Genomic DNA, 21,484 nt, shown 5'->3' with positions numbered 1-21,484 from the left:
GTTGTCATTATTTATTCTCACCAATCTCAAACGGCTTCGTTGCCGTGGCGTTGCCGTACTGGATGTAGAGCTGATATTTGCCCGGTTTCATGTCGGTAACATCTATAAGATATGGTGCAATATACTTCACAGCTTTAACCACTCGCTCCTTGCTGTCGAAGATCACCACCTTTGCCGGATCCTGCGTGGGCAGAGTGAGGCGGATGCCCGAATTGTTAGGATTGAACGTAACGCGGGCCTCTTCAAGAGCGTTGGCATAGTTGACGGGCAGCTCCGTGATGTCCTTCGGAGAGAACCTTACCATCACCCTCAGCGGCGCTCCCTTCACACCGTCCGGTCTTACATATACAGGAATCTCCGTACCGGGTTCCACCTGCATCATGTTAAGTTCTACGTTGAGCGAGCCGTTGTTTGAAGCATCCATGCCCAGCGTGGTATTCTCGAACACGAAGGTTACTTCCACGGGTTTGTTGTCAGGATTGTCAGCCGAACGGGCCACACCCATAATATAGCCTTTGTTCTTAACGACGTTGTCTGTCTGCATCTTCACCCACGCTGTCTTGCCGGGCTGCTCTGCACGCGAGCGTGTGCTGTATTCGCATATATAGAAAGCTTTCTTAGAGTCATTCAGGCTATAGCCCAATGAGTTGAGGTCGCTTATCTTTGAAAGGCTCACGTTGGCCGGGAACGAGATAAAGTTCCACTCACCCGGCTTGAATGTATATTTCAGTATAAGCTTCTTAACCGTTACAAAGCCTTTGTCGACCACCACCTGTCCGCGTGACTCCGGATCGGCATACACTGTCAGCTGGTCTATCTCGTCGCCATCGTTCAGGACAAGTTTTCCGTCTTTTGCCACAGTCTTATTATTGCGCACATAGAAGCGGCACTTAGTTATAGGCGAGGTAAGATATTCGTCTGTACCTGGCTGCACGGCCGTAACCTCTATATATGCCGACTTATCCACCGGTATGGTATGAACGTTCAGAACATTTCCTTCTATGGTTGCATATTCGCTTCCGGCTGTTATATAGTAGAGCCCGGTGCCGCCAGAAGTGAACCCTGCGTCAAGCGTATGTGTAAACGGCTTGTTATAGGCCAATATGTCAGTTTCAGGCCATGTGGCTTCCTGGGGTTTATAGTCGCCATGCTTAAGATAAAGGCGTCCCATGGGATAATTCATATGTGCGCCCGAATTGTCGCCGGAGACAATCTCACCTTTCAGAAGTATGGTTGTCTCTCCTTCTATTGGCACATCATATTTGCGCAGATATGGACCGCTGTAGTCGGCCGGCTTATTACTTGTATTATTTTTTGCATACATAATATTGGACTCTTTGTCCGCACCGTTAACATTCAGCACGAAATTCACCCTACCCGCAGTTCTATCCTGCTGTACTCCGTAATATGTGAAAAGTCGCGAATATGGACTGTCAGCGGCAAAGTTGAACGTGAAACTTCCCCTTGCATGTGCGCTAAAACTTTTATTAAATCCTATATCGTCCACCTTGAGTGGCATCTGCCCCTCAACTCCTTTGTCGAATACAACATTTCCAAAACCAGTCGTAGCCGCATTCCACTTCACGTCCTGTCCTATCCACTGGAAACGCTCAACGCCATTGTCCTCTATAATTTCAGAGATAATTTTATTTCCGTCTGGGAGAATGAGCCTTACGCGATATGCATAGCTGTCTGCCGTGTCGAGCAGAGGCACATCGAAGTTGCGATTGAGCGAAGGTATGGGCAACAGATAATAATCGTCAACAAGATGCTTATAGCCTTCCTGCGACGTAGTATAACTTGCGTCACGAAGACTGAAACAAACAAGTTCCAGATTATTGAAGCCAGCGCTCCCACCATCGGCCTTCACCAATATCATACGCCCGGAAAGTCCGCCGTCGGGGCTTGCCACGATGCCTTTAAGCTCAAGGCTCTGAGCCTGTACTGACAGGCCGAGCCATGATAGGATTGAAACAATTATATATCTTGCTTTCATTATCTTACGTTTATTTTGTTTGTATAATCCTTGTTAGATGTGCGCACACGCACGATGTATGTGCCTGAAGGCAACTGATGAGAGTAGCTGTCTGAAGACGTTGTCGTGTAGACGCATCGGCGTCCGGCTGTGTCGAACATTTCTATTACCGACTTGCCTGAGAGACCTTCTATGCGGCATGTGTTTCCATCGATGCTTACCGAAGGCTTGCCGCCGGCAACCTGACCTACGCCAGTGGTCTCCTCATGTACACTAAGCACGAGTGCAAAGCGCGACTTGGCTTCATCAACATTATTGACGTCGAATTCATATCCGTTGCCGTCGAGCAGACTCCATCTCTGACCTGTTGACTTGTCAAGCAGTTCTGCCTTGTCGTTAAGGCCATAGCCATAAGATTTTATTGCAGCTATACGGAACTTTCCTGTAGACGAGAGTCGCAAGTAAAGCGGTATCTCAACCTTCTTGCCCGGAAGCACGTTTACCGACAGGTTGCGGTTTCCGCATACAGTGGCAATCTCGTTGGTCTTAGAGTTGAGTCCTCCCCACATCTTCACGGCATCCTCACCGAGAACAAATCCGGCAGAAGTTTCATCCTGCAGCTTCACCTCCGTGCGGTCGGCCAGCTTGTCTGAGCCGCCTTCATAGAGACCGATACGCAGCATCTTGCTTTCATGCAGCATGTAATGGTCGAACACGCGGCGGCTTATGCTTGTATTCTTAGCCTCTGGCGTTATCACAAGACTCGCACCCGCCTGACGTGTCTGCACGAAGAACGGCTGGAACGGCATCAGCTTCTGAGTCTCGTCATAGTTCTCAACCATATCCCAGGCTGTATATGTGTCGCTTTCAGGATTATACTGGTAGAGATATTTCACAACCTCATCCTCATTCAGCACGACATTATGCTCCTTCGTAAGGTTTATGTTAGACAGATACGGATTACCAATGAGGTTCCATCCTGCGTCAAACTCGCTCTCGCTCGGATAATATTCAAGCATATCTGCATAAGCTGCGTTGCCGTTGCTGAGCAAGCTGCCGAGAGATGTGTTCACGATACCCTCCGCACCTCCGTCAGAGTCAATCTTTATCTTAACGCCGTCGTTGAGCACACCCTGCAACAGCTTAGCCTTTACGCCAAACGACACGTATGGCGATGTAGCCTCTATCACATTCGCTCCGTCTTCATTGTCAGCTAGCGACAGCTCTACAATAGGCTCGAGCGCAACGTTGAGCTTAAGTTCGCTATTGTCGGTAACTCCCGAAAGCTTTATTGTAACAGGATTAACAGCCAGACTGTTAAGGTTGTCACGATTAATCGTCACAATGATATCCTGTTCTGCCGGACCGTTAAGGTCGAGTTCTGATATGTTTGCAGAAGCATATTCTGACTCAACTACAGACACCTGCACCTTGCTTGTCGGATTCTTGCTTATCACGCGGCTCTTTACAGTTATCTTGTTGTTTACGTCGCTTATAATTATAGTGTCGCCGTCAGCATGACCGTCAACCGACAGGTTTACCTTTACAGGATATTCACCCGCAGCACCGTCGTACATCAGCATCATCTCACATCCGTCATTAAGGGTAGTGCCGTCAACCTCAAACTTCATTCTGCCGTTATCCTGACTCGACATCGGAACAAACGTTGAGAATGGTTCTGTAGATCCTATCGGACGCAGAGCCAACGTAACCGCCGGTGCCGATTCAGCCTGCTGCATTGCAAAGCTTACTGTTGCTTTCTGGCCAGATGAGAACACCGACGCCTTGCTCATGGTCAACGTATAGAACGAGTTGCTCAGCGGCGTAAGCTCTGCATGGTCAGCATTTGCATAGTTATAAGGTGTTCCATTCATCACGCCAATGCCGAAGCTTGCGCTTACTCCCTGCGGAGCTGCCACATGGACGGCCTGACCTGCCTCTGTATCCTGACTGTTCTGGCTGAACGTAGCAGTGGGGTGATATGGCATGTGAGAGAAGTCTTCGTTAGACGTTGTTCCATACAGAGTGAGCTGAGTGCCCGTAACAACATCATAAACTTTTCCGTCCTCGTTCGTATGATCCATATCGATGAACGACACCAGACCTGGCTCGTCAAGACGCGGATTGTTCAGCATATACTTGCGTATCTCGTCAGACGAGAGCGCACGGCTCCACAGCATCACCTGGTCTATTGCACCCTTAAACCACTTGTCGCCCTGATAGTTCTGTCCAAGAAGCAATGCCGAATTTATCTTGGCAGTAGGCACGCTTGTCGAGCGGAAATACTCTGCTCCATTAAGATATACATGGAATCCGTCTGAAGCTGCCACAAGTGCCACATGCATCCAGCGGCCTACATCCGTAGACTTGAAATAATGTGTGGTAGACCATCCGTAATATCCGTCATTCCAGTGGAAGCGCAGGTTCTTGTCTGCAATATGTATTCCGCAGACTCCACCGTTGCTGCCGCGGAAGAATATCAGAGGCTTAACGCTCTTAAGCATATCCTCGTTGTCTACACGCACCCATCCCATCATGGTGACATTGTTGAGTCCGTTAAGACTTCCGCTTATCGGAGACGACTGCACAGCTGCTCCGCCACTTGTAAATGTCATGGCCTTACCCGGATCCTGTGGCAGCATCTTGTTGTTCACAGTGATCACCAGCGGCACCATTGTACCGTTCTTGCTTTCGATGGTATCCTTAAGAGTCTTGCTACCTTTCAGCATTTCTACGTCAAGCTGCAACTTTGCCACAGCCTTGCCGTTGACGAACTTCATGTTATCAGCAACCTTGAACAGTCCTGTTCTCGAGCTGATTTCATAAATTCCTTCAGGCTCATTCATTCCGCCTACAAGGCGCGCATTTACATCATAGGCAACATCGCTTTGATCATAAACGTCGATTTCGTTTCCTTCCCAGTTTCCGGCGAGCGAAGGCTCTACCGCAGCCTTATTCTCAAGCACGGCGAGCATCTTATCTGCCAGTCCGGCAGCTTTCACGCCTTTGGCAACAAGCGTCTTTCCGCTTTCGCCAGCCTCCATGTCGGCCACTTTCATCCACACCTTCTGGTCTTCATACAAGCCGCAGGCATAGAGCTGATACTGCTTTCCGCTATGCCATGACAGAGGCAGCTCTATATCAAGAGTCAGCTGACCGGCATCAGAGAACGGACGTATCTGGAACACCTCGGAAGCAGCAACATAATACTGAGTGTTGACACCCATGCTGTCCGGATGCAGGTTTGCATAACGATAGACGCCGAATTCAGGCGACTGATCGCCCGAAGGCGTAAGATATATCGCAGTACCGTTGCCTGTTTCATAGGCTGTACGTCCCTGAGGAGTCTTCACCTCTGACTTGACTGCACCTACAGCCACCGGCATCTTCACATAAGAAGTAACGGCCTGAGTACGCGGAGCCATTCCTGCACGCGAGAAGAGCTCATGCTCCTTGTCAAGCGCTCCGGCATTGAAGTCGTTGTAGTAAACCAAGGCGTCAGCCTCCGATGTGTCATGAGAGAACATGGCGCGCTTAACATCGTTCGCGTTGAGCGCACGGTTCCATATCTTCAGTTCGTCTACACTTCCCTTCATCGCCATGCTCTCAAATCCGTCGGCAAAGAGCGACAGGTTGACAGCACTGTTGAGCGGAGCCCACTGCACTATGCGCGGAGCCGAAGCCACCTCGCTGCCATTTATATATAATGTAACATTTCCGTCACGGTCTTCGCTCAAGGCTACATGCGACCAGCGTCCCTTAGTCAGCGCTCCGCCTACGAGGTCGGTCTGCTGAGTCTCGTTTGTGTCGTATGTTGCACGGTCGAACAGCTGTGCTGGCGCATAGCGGAACTTCAGCTTGCCCTGATCCAGGAGCAACGCCCATCCGCGCGTATCGCGCTGCTGCTCTACAGGACGGTTACACAGAATGACACCGTCGTTCTCCGGGTTAATCCAGAAGTCTATGGTAAAGTCATTAAAGAAGTAGTCAACATTTCCCAAGTCAATACGGCCGCTACCGTTGCTGTAAAGAGCCTGGCCAGGCTTCGGAGTGTAATCAACAGCCGTTGCCTTTGCCGAAGACGACTTGACTGTATATTCAGCCGACTCTGTTGTTACGTCCGGCGACTCGCGCAGGGTCAGCTTCAGCTTAACTCTGTCTCCGTCCTTCAGGTTAGACGTGAAATACTGATACGGATTGTTCACGTCTGTCCCGTTTACATACCATGTATAGTCATAGTAAAGCGGAATAGTCCACTTTGTATCAATTCCGAATGTACGGCGTCCGTTGACATTAGAAAGTTCTTTCAGCGCAAAGCCGTTCTTGAAATAGCGGTCAGCCGGATGCTCAAGGTCAGCCACCCACACGCCACGTCCGTAATCGCCTATCACCATTTCCTGGGTGGTATAGTTCAAGGCAAGACGCTTTGCCGAAAGCGGATTATATCCCTTAAGCCACAACGACCATTGGCCAGTATTGTGGTCGCGCAGATATATACCTGACGAAGAGCTGAAGAAATACAGGTCTCCTGTTCCCTCATGGAAGAATATATCGTCACACGAAATTGACGGCAGACCCTGCGAGAGGTTTTCGCTGTCTCCTGTTGTAAGATCATATTTAAGCACCTTTCCGGTCTGTGCAACATATATAACGTTGCTGTTATTCGGATCAGCAGCAATCCAGGCATTAGTAAACTTAGCCGGAACTTTAGAGCCGTTAGAACCGATCACCTTGACAGTCTCAAACGTATTGCCATTGTCTGTCGACTTGACAATTGTGTGGTTGGTGTTCAGCACAAACAGTGTAGGCTTGTCGCCGTCACGTGTTATCGCAAAATCACGCGCACCTGTTCCCGCACCGGTCTCATCCACTGTATTTGCAGACAGGTTTATCGTCTTGCGGCCGAAGTCCTCTATACGGAAGAACGACTGGGCATTGTTTCCCGGATTGTGAATCAGATACCAGTAGCCTGTACATACATCAGCCATCGAATAGCCTTCATACCAAGAGCTGAGCGATACGCCTTCAAGGCCTCCGCCTCCGCTTCCAGAGAAATAGCATGTGCCGGCATAAGGATTAAGGAAGGCTTCCGTACCCTCATATCCGCGCCAGTTGCCCCAGCGTCCGTAGCGGTATGTCTGAGCGTCCACATCCTGCGTGTTGCCAAGCATTGTCTGGTCGCCAAACTCGTTTACCTTAATAGAATAGTGCAGCTGATTGCCCATCGAGCTGTTTATGTTTGTCCACTCATGATTGTTTATGTCCTTATCCTTTACCAGAAGTCCCGCATCAGAGCCGCGGAACACGCGTCCGCTGCGGTGAGACACGATGCAGTGGTTGTCTGCATTATGACGTGCACTCGTAGTTGTATAGTACTGTCCGTTGTCGGCCAGAGCCTTAAGGCGGTTACCCCATCCGAACTCTCTGAACGTATGTCCGCCGTCACTGCTTATTGCAGAACTCATTGAGCATCCGTAGAGCCACTGGGGATCCTTAAAGTTTACGCCAAATCCGCCGAGCCAGCCCCATGGCGACTCGTTTCCGAAGGCCAGTCCGCTGCCGATACCATTTATAGGCTCCTGCAGCGTACGCCATGTCTTTCCGCCGTCGTCTGAACGGTAAACAGCAGAATATACGCCATAGCTGACGTTACGCGACGCTGTTGCAAACCACATCTGCAACGGGTTGTCGGGATTCACTTCAAGGAAACTCTGAGTTGTAGCCTTAAACGGGAACTCGTTCACCTGACTGTAACGCAGTTCTGTTCCGTCCTGATTATACACGTCGAACGTCATGCGCTTTATGTCAAAACTTCCGTCGCTCTTCGGGGTAAGTCCGTCTTCAGAGTAATATATACTGCGTGATGTCGGTATATATATAATGTTGCGGTTTGTGGGATGGAAGGCAAAGTTCTGGAAGAACGAGCCCTTCATTCCTGTCTCAGGGTGTGTCTCCTTCAGGTTATCCGGCAGCACAATCTGCTTCCAGTTGACGCCCTTGTCCTCGCTGTACCACAACTGACTGCCGAGATAATTCGCGCCAGACTGTATTGCGCCGATAAACTTCAGTTTTCCCGACGCATCTTTAAAGGCATAGCCGCGCTTAAACGACTTATGCGTAGCGCCCTGCACCCTAGTCCAGCTCTGTCCGCCGTCCGTAGTTTCATAGACAGCACTACTGCTGCCGTTCTTCATGAAGGCAAAGAAATGGTTCCAGTCATCCGGATCTACGGGTATAGCCGAATGTGAGCAGATCTTGCGGAACTCACGGTCGGGTATTCTGTCCGTAACGCAGTCCCATGTCTTGCCAAGATTATCCGTACGGAATATTCCGCCTCCGTCAGGGATAACCATCAAGGCATCAGGGTCAGTAGGATGCACTACTATCCAGTGCACACGGCCCGTATAGGGCTTCTGCTGCACGGGGCGGAAGTAGCCGGGATTACGTATACCCCTCATCCTGTCTTCAGGCGTATAAGGTATTTCGGGATAATATGTCTCAAGCTGTTTTGAATAAAGGCGACGAACCGACTTCATTGTCTCGCCGTAATAAGCCGTATCCACAAACTGATAGATAGAGTCGCTGCCCGGCGTGTGGCCAAAAGTAGGAAGCCACTGCTTGGCATACATACCATACTCGCGCGAACCGCGCACCTTTCCACGATTCGTTTTTATGTATCGGTCCATAATCCTTGTTATCTCCTGCGGGAACCATCCGTCGCGCGCAAGCTTGATGTAGACCTCATCATTCAACAAATCCTCCTTTTTCACCTGTTCATAAGCAGAATCGGGTAATGTGGAAACAGCACGTTCCATCTTCGAACGCTTCTTGTCGTCAACGTTCTTCTCGCGGCCCAGATGTGCCTGCATGAACACGAACGGCAGCAGAAGCGCCACTAATCCTGTCAATCTTTTTCTAACCATAATACCTTTATTTCTGTTTATATAAGTTTTTGCATCAAATAATCTATTATCTGTTTCTCTGATGTGTGTGCAAAATTATACATTTGTAGCCAATTTAAAAAATAATTCGGATTATATTTGGCATAAATTAATAAATTTCCCGTTTTTTGTTCTATTTTAAAAACTTTTAAACAATCATGTCAACAAATACAAAATAATTGACTAACATCAATTCTTACAATTTGTAAGCTATATCAACCAATATTTTGCCCTATCTGAAAAATAGAACTATTATTTTGATAAATAAAACAACTCATTCGTAACATATAGAAAGAATTGACTTATATCAAGAAGGCAGCATGCAGGAAAGACGGATTCTTGATTTTATAACATTATTTCATTATGCTTAATAGGCATTTCACCCATATTTTTACTATAAAAATCATAAAATATTGACGATTACCGGCCAAATTAAATAATAAACATTAAAAAATTATGTTCCATTTGTATTATTGCATACATATTGTGTATCTTTGCACCCGAATCAAAAATACATTTAAATTATGAAGATGAAAAAAGAATACGTTTCACCCTCAATTCAAGTGTTACAGATAGAGTCGGAGAACATCCTTAGCGGAAGCGTAAGTGATGGAATACCGGGAATGGACGGACTGCCGTCTGACCCAGGCTATTATGATTACGAGGAAGAATATTAACAATACAAATGAGCATTATTATTTAATCAGATAGGACCGTTACATCAGATAACGGTTTTATTTTGTCTGAAACATTGCTCCATAAAGATAAAATCCATTAGTAGCGAAAACAGCAACAGCGTTTACAATTATAATATTACAGGATAACAGCAATTTAAGAAATTAATCACCGACATGAAGAAGACTATTATTGCGGTTGCGTGCATCATTGCAGGCTGCACGACAAAGGCTAAGGCAAACACGGCCGACAGCGTCAACACATTCCGCTCTGTCAACCTGCAGGAGGTTGTTGTGTCTGTAAACAGAGAGCAGACACGCAAAATCAACACTCCGCAGCACGTTGTGAGCGTGCCGAAGAGCTTTATCGACTATGCCAACAGGCAGTCGACAGCCGACCTGCTCAGCGAAACGGGACAGGTACTCGTGCAGAAGAGCCAGCAGGGCGGCGGAAGCCCTATCCTGAGAGGATTTGAGGCATCGAGAATACTGCTCGTTGTCGACGGCATAAGGATGAACAACCTTATATATAGAAGCGGACACCTGCAGAACTGCCTCACCGTTGACCAGTTTGCGCTTAAGAACATGGAGGTGCTTTTCGGTCCGTCGTCGCTCAACTACGGCTCTGACGCCCTTGGCGGAACAATCACTTTCAACACGCTCTCGCCTACCCTTGCCGCCGACGGACAGACACACACAAGCGAGGGGCATGCCGTGCTGAGATACGGCAGCGCAAATCAGGAAGGCACGGCGCACGTTGACTTCAACTACGGAACGGAGAAGTTTGCGTCGCTCACGTCGTTCACGTTCAGCAACTTCGGCGACCTGCGCGCCGGAACAACGCGCAATCCCTTCCTGCCAGACGACGACAGCTACATTGAGAGCAACATATACGTGCAGCCGCAGGACGGCAAGAACGACATAATGCTGTATAACGACAAGCCGCAGCTGCAGAAGCGCTCGGGCTACCTTCAGTATGACTTCATGCAGAAGCTGCTCTACAAGCCCAACGCCAACAGCCAGCACATGATTAATTTTCAGCTGTCTAACACCAACAACTTCAACCGCTACGACCGTCTGAGCGTAACGGAGGTGAAAGACGGCGAGCTGCGCCCCAAGTTTGCAGAGTGGTACTACGGACCGCAGTTCCGACTCCTCGCTGCTTACCATTACGACGGACGCAACCAGCTCGGAGCCGACAGAGTGCACATGGCCGTGGCATATCAGAACGTGAAGGAGAGCCGCCACGACCGAAAGTTCCAGAAGGAGGAGCTTTACAACAACTGGGAGAACGTGAACATCGTGTCGCTCAATACCGACTGGATTAAGTTTATGGACAACCACAAGCTGCACCTCGGAATAGACGGAACGCTGAGCTTCCTCAAGTCTACCGCCAACACCGAGAACGTGCTGACAGGCGAAACATCATACAACACCACACGCTATCCCGACGGCAGCAACAGCATGCACACCATCGAGGCATTTGCCACACACGTGTGGAACATCAGTCCGAAGTGGAGTATGCACGACGGAGTGCGCCTCGGCTACGCCACCACTTATTCGAGCGTGCTCAACGTTGACGAGTTCCCCTTCTTCGGCGGCGACAGTCTGCGCAAGAACAACCTTACATACAGCGCGGCGATAGGCATGAACTGGCTGCCCACAAAGACATGGAAAATAGCCCTCTCTGCATCGACAGCTTACCGCGTGCCCAACATCGACAACACGTCAAAGGTGTTCGACTCTAAGGTAAGCACCGTTACAATACCCAACAAGGACATCAGACCGGAGAAGACCGTGTCGGTTGACCTCAACATAACAAAGCATATCGACAATGTGCTGACATGGGAGAACGTTGTATACGGCACCTACTACTTCGACGCCATAACCACGGCGCGCGGCACATTCATGGGCGAAAGCCAGATGGAATATCAGGGCGAGATGTGCGACGTCTACACATACACCAACGCCAAGACGGCCGTATTGTGGGGATTTTCGTCGAGCCTGACCGCCACACCTACAAGACAGACCGAGCTTTATGCTTCGTTCAACTATACCTACGGCCGCATTCTGAGCGGCGAGAAGAAGCAGCCGCTCGACCACATTCCGCCAATCTACGGACGCGTGGGAGCAGCATTTCTGACCGCCGACGGCAAGGGACGCTTCGACATGTACGCCCTCTACAACGGCAAGAAGTCGGTTGACGACTACAACATGGACGGCGAGGACAACATCGACTACGCCACCGTGAAAGGTGCCGACGGCGAAGGCATGCCGGCATGGTTCACCCTCAACGTAAAGGGCAGCTACAACCTTAACAAGAGTCTGACGCTGCAGGCCGGCGTTGAGAACATCCTCGACACCCAGTACCGCGTGTTCTCGTCGGGCATCAACGCTCCGGGACGCAACGTATATGCAGCCCTGAGAATGACATTCTGATGCATGTCGTGCAAGACAACGGCTGCATAAGGCAGACGAAGCCGCATTAAGGCGGCCGCCCCGGCAGGAACATCACAACAAGAACAATGCTGACCGAGGCCACTAAAACTAATTTCCAATCGGCCATTAAGCCGCATAAGGTCTAACTATACGAGCAAACCTATGCTTTCATCCGTTCAGGACGAAACAGCGATACGGCCGAAACAAAATGACCGATTTGGACCAAACAGAAAAATAGGGGTTAAACATAAAAAAGTTTTTTCAAAAAACTCGTCACTCGTCACATCTCGACATATCTACATGATATACAGAGACATACGATGTGACGAGTTGTTTTTTCAACTCATCACACACCGCTTCTACACCATATTTTTGTACTTTCCTGATTTAGGTTGACTTCAAGCAGGCCTTCTCCTGATTAGAGTTGACTTCTGCATGGTGTGCACTTCTCAGTTCGGTTGACCTAAAACAAATTCTGAAAGGTATCCTTTCATCATGCAAAAGGACACCTTTCAGAATACAATATGTGGCCTTTTAGCTTGTAAAAGACCACATATCAGAAACCGGCTCTAAACATGCCTGTATGTAAGAATTATATTCCCGTCGTATTCCTTGCGGTCGCACAGCTCTGCCGAGGCAGGTATCTGCGGTGCGGCAGTGCCTCCGCCGACGGTGCGCGGCGATATTTCTACGCGCAGTTCGTCCCAGCATCCGTTCTCGGCGAGGAAACTCCGGTGGGTTTCGGCTCCGCCTTCAACCAGCAGCGACTGAACGCCCTGACCGTAAAGCCATTTCATCAGCTGCGGCACAATGGGCTTGCTAAAGTCGGCTTCGGGCGCAAACGGCCTGTTGCGGTCGATTACTATGCGCATCGGGTCACGTCCCGCCCACAGTCTTACGTTAAGCTGCGGCTTGTCGCGCTCCGCCGTAACACGGCCCACGAGTATGGCGTCGTTCTCCGCCCTGAGCTTATGCACGAGCATCTGGGTGAACGGCGTTGACAATGCCACAGGCCTGAAGTTGTCGTCGATAAACCCGTTTGCCGTCTGACACCATTTCAGCGTCACATAAGGACGATTGTGAGTGTTGAACGTCATGAAACGGCTGTTCAGCTCAAGACATTCTTTCTCAAGCACGCCCACCGTAACCTCTATGCCTGCGTCGCGCAACCTCTGTATGCCCCGGCCCTTCACCTTGGCAAAGGGGTCTACGCATCCTACCACCACACGCCTTACGCCCTTGCTCACAATGAGGTCGGCGCACGGCGGCGTGCGGCCGTAATGAGAGCATGGCTCGAGGCTAACATACATGGTCGACTTGCTGAGCAGTGCCCCATCCTGCGGCTTTACCGACGCAAAGGCGTTCACTTCGGCGTGGCCTTCGCCGCATCTTATATGATATCCCTCGCCTATTATGCGGCCTTCTTCGCTCACAATAACAGCCCCCACCATAGGGTTGGGCCTTGCCGTAAGCTGTCCGCAGCGTGCCAGTTGAAGGCACCGGCGCATATACATTTTGTCTTTTTCAGTCTGTTCCATGCTGCAAATATACTTCAAGTGAACGAGAAACAGAAATTTACCGGCACAAGATTCTTCCTTTACTTCACTCCTGAGGCACTGCAGGTTTATAAAAAAATCTTAAAAATACAGTTCTTTCTATACGACATAAGACCAAAAACGCTTATCTTTGTAATATCATTTTAATATCATTTTAATATCATAATAAACTCTTATTTATAACAAAAAACACCTTATTATGGAAACAAGGAATTCATTTTCAAAGGTATGACACTCAACGGCATCGGCATGCTCGTTCTCAACCTGTTTCTCTACATTGCGTCGGTAGGTCTGATTGCTCTTTCGCCCACGATATTCAGTGGCGCCACGGCCATAGCTTCAGGCGTGGCAGGCGGCATACTGTTCATTGTCAATATCATCGTCAGCTGCGGTTTCGTGAAGGTTGAGCCGGGCGAGGCGCGCGTGATGATGTTCTTCGGCAAGTACCGCGGTACGTTCAACACGCCCGGCTACCACTGGATTAATCCGTTTATCACCACCAAGAAGCTGTCGATGCGCGCACGCAACCTCGACGCCGAACCTATAAAGGTGAACGACAAGACGGGCAACCCGGTGATGATCGGTATGGTACTGGTGTGGAAACTGAAAGATACATACAAGGCTATGTTCGAGATTGACGCGCAGACCATGGCGGAATCGAAGGCAGCCGGCGACGCCGCTGCTGCAAGTGCAAAGACGGCCAACATAATGAACGCCTTCGAGAAGTTTGTACGAATACAAGCCGACGCCGCCCTGCGACAGGTGGCAGGACAGTATGCCTACGACGACGGAGAGCAGGACAACGGCGAACTTACCCTGCGCGACGGCAGCGACGAGATAAACAAGGAACTTGAAGCCAAGATTGACGAGCGCCTGGCCATGGCCGGAATTGAGGTCATAGAGGCCCGCATCAACTATCTTGCCTACGCTCCCGAGATTGCGGCCGTTATGCTGCGCCGCCAGCAGGCCACGGCAGTCATTGCCGCACGCGAGAAGATTGTGGAGGGTGCCGTGTCGATGGTGAAGATGGCTCTCGACAAGCTTTCGGACGAGGAGATAGTGGAACTCGACGAGGAGAAGAAGGCAGCCATGGTGAGCAACCTGCTCGTTGTGCTCTGCGGCGACGATACGGCACAGCCCGTAATCAACACCGGAACGCTGAACCACTGATATAATTCATAATTCACAATTAAGAATTCATAATTGGGAGCGCGCTGTCATGCCGACGGCATAGCTCCCATAACTCCCATATCTCCCATAACACCCATCACATGCTAAAGAAGAAAAGCAAGAAACAACAAATGGAATTCAGCCGTTCGCCAAAGCTGTCGGGCAAGGTCAATGTATGTCTCGGCCTGCCGCTGACAGCCCTTTGGCTGCTGCGCTGCTGGAAGATTGACTGCTGGTATAACGGCACAACGATACTTTCATACATCGTACTCCTACTGATGGTGGGCACGGGCATCTACCGCTGGGCATTCCGCAAGGGTGCCATAAGCGACACGGTTACGCTTGGAGGCTTCAGCAACCGCATGTACCTGCGCTACAGACAACTGTATATGCCGGTTGGCATTGCGGCAGGCTTTCTGCTGATATTTGTCTTCACGGCGCTACTAACATTCATAGACGACGGCATTGACGGACTTACCATCCAGAGATTATCTGAAGAACTGGCCACTTTCGGTTGGATGTTTATCCTGGTTTTGTATAAAGTTCTGAAGTCATACGTCGACTTCTACGAATATTACCGCTCACCCGAAGCATCGCGGAAGAAGGTCGACTGATATTGATTATACGGCAAACAAAGAGGAATGAAACATGATTAAACAATATCTAAGCAGCATAAGCATAACGAAATACAGCTGCAGCGCAAGGCTTTATGGCAAAATACATATCGGCATAGGGCTGCTCGTTGTGCTGTTCACCCTTGCATGTATAGCCATTGAAGGAATGCCGGAGCCGATGATTTTGATTATTATGAGTCTGATAGCCATAGGCATCTTAGGCTATGGGGCTTATTTCACATGGCTGCGCGGAAAGCCGCTGAAACGCGAGATTACGCTCGGCTCATGGTCCAACAGACTGTATCTGCGCAGCAGATGGCTGTTTATCACGGCAGGCATAATCACCAGCCTGGCAGGATTTGCCGTCACTATAATGATTGTATCGCTGATTTCCAACGGCTATGAAGGCATGATTTCTGTGATGATAAAGAAGATGAACGACTGGTTCTCACTGCTGATTCTGCTCATATACAAAGTGTTTCATTCTTACATGAGCTATTATCTGTACTACCGCTCGCCCGAATACAGGGCTTCGCTGAACAAAGATAAAGACACAATACGGGCATAAACGGCAGCAAGCCGTAAGGCCGCCGGACGCAAACCCGCAAACATAGAAGATGAAGAAAGACAACAACACCAAGAGCTTTGTCCTGCGTGTGGACTCAGAGACGATGGCAGCCATAGAGAAATGGGCTGCCGACGAGTTCCGTTCCACCAACGGACAGCTGCAATGGATAATATCGGAGGCGCTGCGCAAGAGCGGACGACTGCCGAAGAAAAAGCGCGCACGCAAAGATGAAGGAAAGGAGAATGAAGAATGACATACCGTGAACTGTGGCGCACACTCGAACCGCTGTATGGCAACGGAGAGGCGCGTGCCGTTACCGACTATGTGCTGGATGTATGCTTCGGACTGTCGAAGGCCGACATCCTGTGCGGAGCCGTTGAAGAGATGACGGCAGAAAAGACGGCAGAACTGAACAAGATATTCGGGCGTCTGACTGAGGGCGAGCCTGTGCAGTATGTGCTCGGGCGTGCCGAATTCAGCGGCCGGTGGTTCAATGTGCGCCCCGGTGTGCTCATACCCCGCCCCGAGACCGAGGAGCTTTGCGCGTGGATAACAGCCGACAGCAAGGCTTCGGCCAGTCCGAAGGTGCTCGACATCGGCACGGGAAGCGGCTGCATAGCCATAACGCTGCAGCTCGACATGCCGGAAAGTAAGGTTACGGCGTGGGACATTTCAGCCGATGCGCTCGACGTGGCACGCGAGAACGCACAACAACTAGGCGCCAACGTAAACTTCGTAAAGCAGGATGCGCTCAACGCAAAGCCTGAAGGCGAATGGGACGTGATAGTGAGCAATCCGCCATATATCTGCGAAAAAGAGAAAAAGGATATGGCCGTCAACGTGCTGGAACATGAGCCTCACACGGCTCTCTTCGTGCCCGACGCCGACCCGCTGCTGTTCTACCGTGCCATTACGCGCCTTGCAGTGCAGACGCTTAGCAAGGGCGGACGGCTGTATTTTGAGATTAACCCGATATATGCCGACGACACCTGCCGCATGATGCGGGCCGAAGGCATGACGGCAGTAGAGCTGCGAAGCGACATGTACGGCAAGCAACGCATGGCAAAGGGCGTAAAGGCATAACGACAAAACAGAGCAAACAGACAACACGGCAACATACACATAGCCGGCAGTGCCGGCACAACATGACAAAGAGATGAAACAGATAACAGAACAGGAGGCATTCTTCAAGCTGTCGGCCATGTGCGCCGCAGCAGAGCACTGCCGCCACGAGATGAGCGAGAAGATGGCGCGCTGGCAGCTGCCCGACGACATGCAGGAACGCATAATGCAGCGGCTTGTTGACGAAAAGTATATCGACGAGGAGCGCTACTGCCGCTTCTTCGTGCGCGACAAGATACGGTATAACAAATGGGGACGCCGAAAGGTGGAACAGGCGCTGATGATGAAGCGTATACCGCGCGACATAATATCAGGCGCGCTCGGTGAGGTTGACGCCGAAGAATACATCGCCGTGCTGCGCCCCCTGCTGCAGAGCAAGCGCAAGACGATAAAGGCGGCAAGCGAATATGAGCTTAACGCCAAACTGATAAGGTTTGCCATGGGCCGCGGCTTCGACATGGACATAATAAGAGAGTGTCTCGACTGTGAGGAGTTTTAAGCCATACCATCCGCCACGATATGGCTTCACGGTATGCCAATGGCCATGACACGCGTTGGAAATATGACTCACAGAAAGTGTTATATGGGCAATCCTGCATGCCATGAGCGGAGATTAAGGCATACGGGAAACGGTAAAAAGTCAGGACAAAATTATTTTTCAATCCAGAAAAACAAAGTATAATGTATGTTAACAGGCATACGTTATACCATGCAATAAATTAACTTTTCTTTACTTTCCGACAGTTTTTAGCCGCCGAAACTTATGATTTCGGCAGCCAAAAGCATGCCTTTCAGCATGCAAAAGGCATGTTTTCGCACTGTAAAAGGGCACCTTTTGCAGCGCAAACAGCCGTATAACGGCAAGCAGAAAACCGCAAGGCGGCACGCAACCGGCGTAAATCACGGTATATCAACACATTACACAAAACGTTCATTTTTCGCTATTTTTACGGCAAAACCACGCTGCAGCGGAGAGCACCGCTGCTCTGAGAGCGTCAAACGGACGGCGAACGGTAAAATTATTTTACACATCACGTCAAGCCGCAGCATAACAACAGGTGCATAACCGGTCTGCGCCCTGACGCCCGAACGCCATGGCCGGCGGCAACATCAGAGCGTATTTTGTATGCCGTGCGGCAGATTTCGGCTCACGCGGCAAACGGTTTGCCCTTATTTTTTATTGTTCATGCCGCGTATAGTTCTTATTTTCAAACAAATTGCTTACCTTTGCAAAGCAAAAAGATGAAAGAGAAATAACAAACTAAAGAAATGAATATAGCAGGTGAGATTAGCAGCAGCGTGATAAAGGCCGTGAAGGAGCTTTACGGAGCCAACATCACAGAGAACATGGTTCAGCTGCAGAAGACAAAACGCGAGTTTGAGGGTAGCCTTACCCTGGTGGTTTTTCCGTTCTTAAAGATATCAAGACAGAAGCCCGAAGCTACGGCCGAGGCCATTGGCAACTGGCTGGTTGAAAACTGCGAGCACGTTGAGCGCTTCAACGTGGTCAAGGGATTTCTTAACCTCGTGCTGGCACAGCAGTCATGGATCAAGCTGCTCAACGCCATCAGCGCCGACGAGCACTACGGCGAGCGCAAGGCAGGAGCCGACGCTCCGCTGGTGATGATAGAATACTCATCGCCCAACACCAACAAGCCGCTCCACCTGGGACACGTGCGCAACAACCTGCTGGGCTGGAGCCTTGCGCAGATTATGGAGGCCAACGGCAACCGTGTTGTCAAGACCAACATCGTGAACGACCGCGGAATACACATCTGCAAGTCGATGCTGGCATGGCTGAAATGGGGCAACGGCGAAACACCCGAGACAAGCGGAAAGAAGGGCGACCACCTGATTGGCGACTACTATGTGGCCTTCGACAAGCACTACCGCGAGGAGGTTAAGGAGCTTGAGGCTAAGTTTAAGGCTGAGGGCATGACCGACGAGGAGGCCGAGAAGAAGGCCAAGGACGAGGCTCCGCTGATAAAGGAGGCTCACGACATGCTCGTGAAATGGGAAGCCAACGACCCCGAGGTGCGCGCACTGTGGGAGAAGATGAACTCATGGGTTTACGCCGGATTCGACGAGACTTACAAGGCTCTGGGCGTAGGCTTCGACAAGATATACTATGAGTCGCAGACTTATCTGAAGGGAAAGGCAAAGGTGGAGGAAGGACTCGAGAAGGGACTCTTCTTCCGCAAGGACGACAACAGCGTATGGGCTGACCTCTCTGACGAGGGCCTCGACCAGAAACTGCTGCTCCGCTCTGACGGCACGTCGGTGTATATGACTCAGGACATCGGTACGGCAGAGATGCGCTTCAACGACTATCCTATAGACAAGATGATATATGTTGTGGGCAACGAGCAGAACTATCACTTCCAGGTGCTGTCAATATTGCTCGACCGCCTCGGCTTCAAGTGGGGCAAGGAGCTTGTCCACTTCTCTTACGGCATGGTGGAATTGCCTAACGGCAAGATGAAGAGCCGCGAGGGAACGGTGGTTGACGCCGACGACCTGATAGCAGCAATGATAGACGACGCACGCCGCACAAGCGAGGAACTGGGCAAGTTTGCCGACATGAGCGACGAGGAGCGTGCCGAGGTTTCGCGCATGGTTGGTATGGGTGCACTCAAATACTTCATCCTGAAGGTTGACGCCCGCAAGAACATGCTGTTCAATCCTGAAGAGTCAATCGACTTCAACGGCAACACAGGTCCGTTCATTCAGTACACTTATGCCCGCATACGCAGCATTCTGCGCAAGGCCGAGGCTCAGGGCATAGCAGTGCCCGAGGCATTCAGCGGCAACGTAAACCTGAGCGTCAAGGAGACAGAACTGATACAGAAGATGAACGAATATGAGGCTGCCGTGCGCCAGGCCGGCATAGACTACAGCCCGAGCGGCATAGCCAACTATTGCTACGAGCTGACCAAGGAGTTCAACCAGTTCTATCATGACTTCAGCATCCTCGGCGCCGACACTGACGACGAGAAGGCTCTGCGCCTGCTCATCGCCAAGAACGTGGCCAAGACTCTGAAGAACGGCATGCGCCTGCTCGGAATCGAAATGCCGGAACGAATGTAATAATTGTTGAGGAGTTAGAGTAGTTAAAGTAGTTATCGCTCACGGTGTGAGCTTAGTAGTTAAAGTCAAATGCCTTCAAGGCGTGATTTTAGTTTTGTTCAACTGCTCTAACTCCTTTATCTTTCATGATATCAACTTATCTTATTTCATCAGCCAAGGTGCTCAATATAAACTGCTCCACAAAATACCAGTTATTATGAATTATGAATTAAACAACTGCAATCCGCCTGATTACAGAAACGATACTGTGTTGCCATTGCCTATGGAAGTTAAGGCTGACGCATGGGCTGTTGACGCGGCATGCAGCGGCAATCCGGGACAGATGGAGTACAGGGGCATCGACCTCACTACGGGCGCTGTGGTGTTTCATTACGGTCCGGTGTTCGGAACGAACAACATTGGCGAATTCCTTGCCATCGTGCATGCACTGGCGCTTATGGAGCAGAAAGGCATCAAGAAGACTATATACAGCGACAGCTTCACGGCCATAACATGGGTAAGGAAGATGCAGTGCAAGACAAAACTGGAACGCACGGCCAAGACCGCACAGCTGTATAACGTCATAGCAAGAGCCGAAAACTGGCTGCGCACGCACACGTTCCGCACGGAACTCATCCAGTGGGACACGCGCAAATGGGGAGACATTCCGGCCGACTTCGGACGAAAATAGCCCCGCGTCTGCAATGCAGGCATACAAATAAGCCGGCATGACGGCATAAAAAGTTATAAAAACATCAACCTGAAACATCATGAACCCTTACACACAATGCGCCCTGCTCTCGGCCTCAACGTTGAGAATGTTGCCGCACATACTGCTATATCTGCGCTTCAGGAAGACCATTGACGCCGACCTTGAGCCTTACGGAGAAGGCAAGGGCGGCATACTTACCTTTATTAAGGTGTGCACACGGCAGAAGGTGTTCCGCAACTTGTTTTATTATCGCCTTGGCGAATACCGCTCCGTGTTCATCAAGTGGCTCATGCCCGAGGACAAGTCGCTCCACATAACGTGCCCGTCGATAGGCGAAGGATGCCATCTAGAGCATTCATATTCAACCTATCTCAACGCCGACAGCATAGGCCGCAACTTCTATTGCCTGCACCTCGTTACGCTCGGCAACGGCAAGGACGGACGCCCCACCATAGGCGACAACGTAAGCATATACACAGGTTCGATGGTGTTCGGCAAGGTAAAGATTGGCAACAACGTCAGGATTGGCGCCGCCACAGTTATATATAAGGATGTGCCCGACAACTGCACCGTGGTGGGCAATCCGGCCGTTATAGTAAAGAAGGACGGCAAGAAAGTGAATATTCCATTATAACAAAATATCAACA

At 50.3% G+C, this 21,484-nt stretch carries 14 protein-coding genes; 11 read left to right on the top strand and 3 right to left on the bottom strand.

Annotated features, from left to right (window positions below; genetic code table 11):
- Window positions 1–7 precede the first annotated feature (7 nt).
- Together ACU52_RS06745 and ACU52_RS06740 are read right to left on the bottom strand one after the other, a co-directional pair.
- Window positions 8–1,996: an NPCBM/NEW2 domain-containing protein gene (locus ACU52_RS06745; protein WP_053398236.1), complete on the bottom strand. Its 1,989-nt coding sequence runs from the start codon at window positions 1,994–1,996 to the stop codon at window positions 8–10.
- Window positions 1,996–8,898: a LamG-like jellyroll fold domain-containing protein gene (locus tag ACU52_RS06740; RefSeq protein ID WP_082335193.1), complete on the bottom strand. Its 6,903-nt coding sequence runs from the start codon at window positions 8,896–8,898 to the stop codon at window positions 1,996–1,998. The genes ACU52_RS06745 and ACU52_RS06740 overlap by 1 nt, the downstream gene beginning before the upstream one ends.
- Window positions 8,899–9,440: 542 nt before the next feature.
- Here ACU52_RS06740 and ACU52_RS15065 point away from each other — a divergent pair.
- Together ACU52_RS15065 and ACU52_RS06735 are read left to right on the top strand one after the other, a co-directional pair.
- A complete protein-coding gene (locus ACU52_RS15065; RefSeq protein ID WP_021963638.1) occupies window positions 9,441–9,593 on the top strand; it encodes a hypothetical protein in 153 nt (50 codons plus the stop codon).
- Window positions 9,594–9,767: 174 nt separating this feature from the next.
- Window positions 9,768–12,029, top strand: a complete 2,262-nt coding sequence (locus ACU52_RS06735) for a TonB-dependent receptor plug domain-containing protein (protein WP_053398234.1) — start codon at window positions 9,768–9,770, stop codon at window positions 12,027–12,029.
- 569 nt (window positions 12,030–12,598) lie between these two features.
- On the opposite strand, the gene ribD is transcribed toward ACU52_RS06735, so the two are convergent.
- Window positions 12,599–13,567 carry a bifunctional diaminohydroxyphosphoribosylaminopyrimidine deaminase/5-amino-6-(5-phosphoribosylamino)uracil reductase RibD gene (gene ribD, locus ACU52_RS06730; protein ID WP_053398233.1) on the bottom strand — a complete coding sequence of 323 codons (969 nt, stop codon included), beginning with the start codon at window positions 13,565–13,567 and terminating at the stop codon, window positions 12,599–12,601.
- Between the two features lie 246 nt (window positions 13,568–13,813).
- On the opposite strand from ribD, the gene ACU52_RS06725 reads away from it, so the two are divergent.
- The 9 genes from ACU52_RS06725 (at window position 13,814) to ACU52_RS06680 (ending at window position 21,471) form a co-directional block, all read left to right on the top strand.
- Complete coding sequence (locus ACU52_RS06725) at window positions 13,814–14,755, top strand: SPFH domain-containing protein (protein ID WP_053398232.1); 942 nt, start codon at window positions 13,814–13,816, stop codon at window positions 14,753–14,755.
- A gap of 101 nt (window positions 14,756–14,856) precedes the next feature.
- Window positions 14,857–15,369, top strand: coding sequence for a hypothetical protein (locus ACU52_RS06720; protein WP_147630800.1), 513 nt, complete (start codon window positions 14,857–14,859; stop codon window positions 15,367–15,369).
- A gap of 34 nt (window positions 15,370–15,403) precedes the next feature.
- A complete protein-coding gene (locus ACU52_RS06715; protein WP_053398230.1) occupies window positions 15,404–15,937 on the top strand; it encodes a hypothetical protein in 534 nt (177 codons plus the stop codon).
- A 49-nt stretch (window positions 15,938–15,986) separates the two neighbouring features.
- Window positions 15,987–16,190 (top strand): type II toxin-antitoxin system antitoxin, encoded by a 204-nt coding sequence (locus ACU52_RS06710; protein WP_021853714.1) that lies wholly within the window; start codon window positions 15,987–15,989, stop codon window positions 16,188–16,190.
- Entirely contained in the window at window positions 16,187–17,020 is an 834-nt protein-coding gene (prmC, locus tag ACU52_RS06705) for a peptide chain release factor N(5)-glutamine methyltransferase (protein WP_053398229.1), read from the top strand. The genes ACU52_RS06710 and prmC overlap by 4 nt, the downstream gene beginning before the upstream one ends.
- Window positions 17,021–17,093: 73 nt before the next feature.
- A complete protein-coding gene (locus ACU52_RS06700; protein ID WP_021853716.1) occupies window positions 17,094–17,558 on the top strand; it encodes a regulatory protein RecX in 465 nt (154 codons plus the stop codon).
- 770 nt (window positions 17,559–18,328) lie between these two features.
- Window positions 18,329–20,146 carry an arginine--tRNA ligase gene (gene argS, locus ACU52_RS06690; RefSeq protein WP_053398227.1) on the top strand — a complete coding sequence of 606 codons (1,818 nt, stop codon included), beginning with the start codon at window positions 18,329–18,331 and terminating at the stop codon, window positions 20,144–20,146.
- Window positions 20,147–20,342: 196 nt separating this feature from the next.
- The gene (locus ACU52_RS06685; RefSeq protein WP_053398226.1) at window positions 20,343–20,816 is read left to right on the top strand and encodes an RNase H family protein; all 474 of its coding nucleotides are present in this window, start codon (window positions 20,343–20,345) and stop codon (window positions 20,814–20,816) included.
- Window positions 20,817–20,895: 79 nt separating this feature from the next.
- A complete protein-coding gene (locus ACU52_RS06680; protein ID WP_053398225.1) occupies window positions 20,896–21,471 on the top strand; it encodes a serine acetyltransferase in 576 nt (191 codons plus the stop codon).
- Window positions 21,472–21,484: the final 13 nt, after the last annotated feature.

This window comes from Xylanibacter rarus (assembly GCF_001275135.1).
Classification (GTDB): domain Bacteria; phylum Bacteroidota; class Bacteroidia; order Bacteroidales; family Bacteroidaceae; genus Prevotella; species Prevotella rara.
The sequence above is the reverse complement of the archived record's forward strand: the minus strand, read 5'-3'. Positions and strand labels throughout refer to the sequence as shown.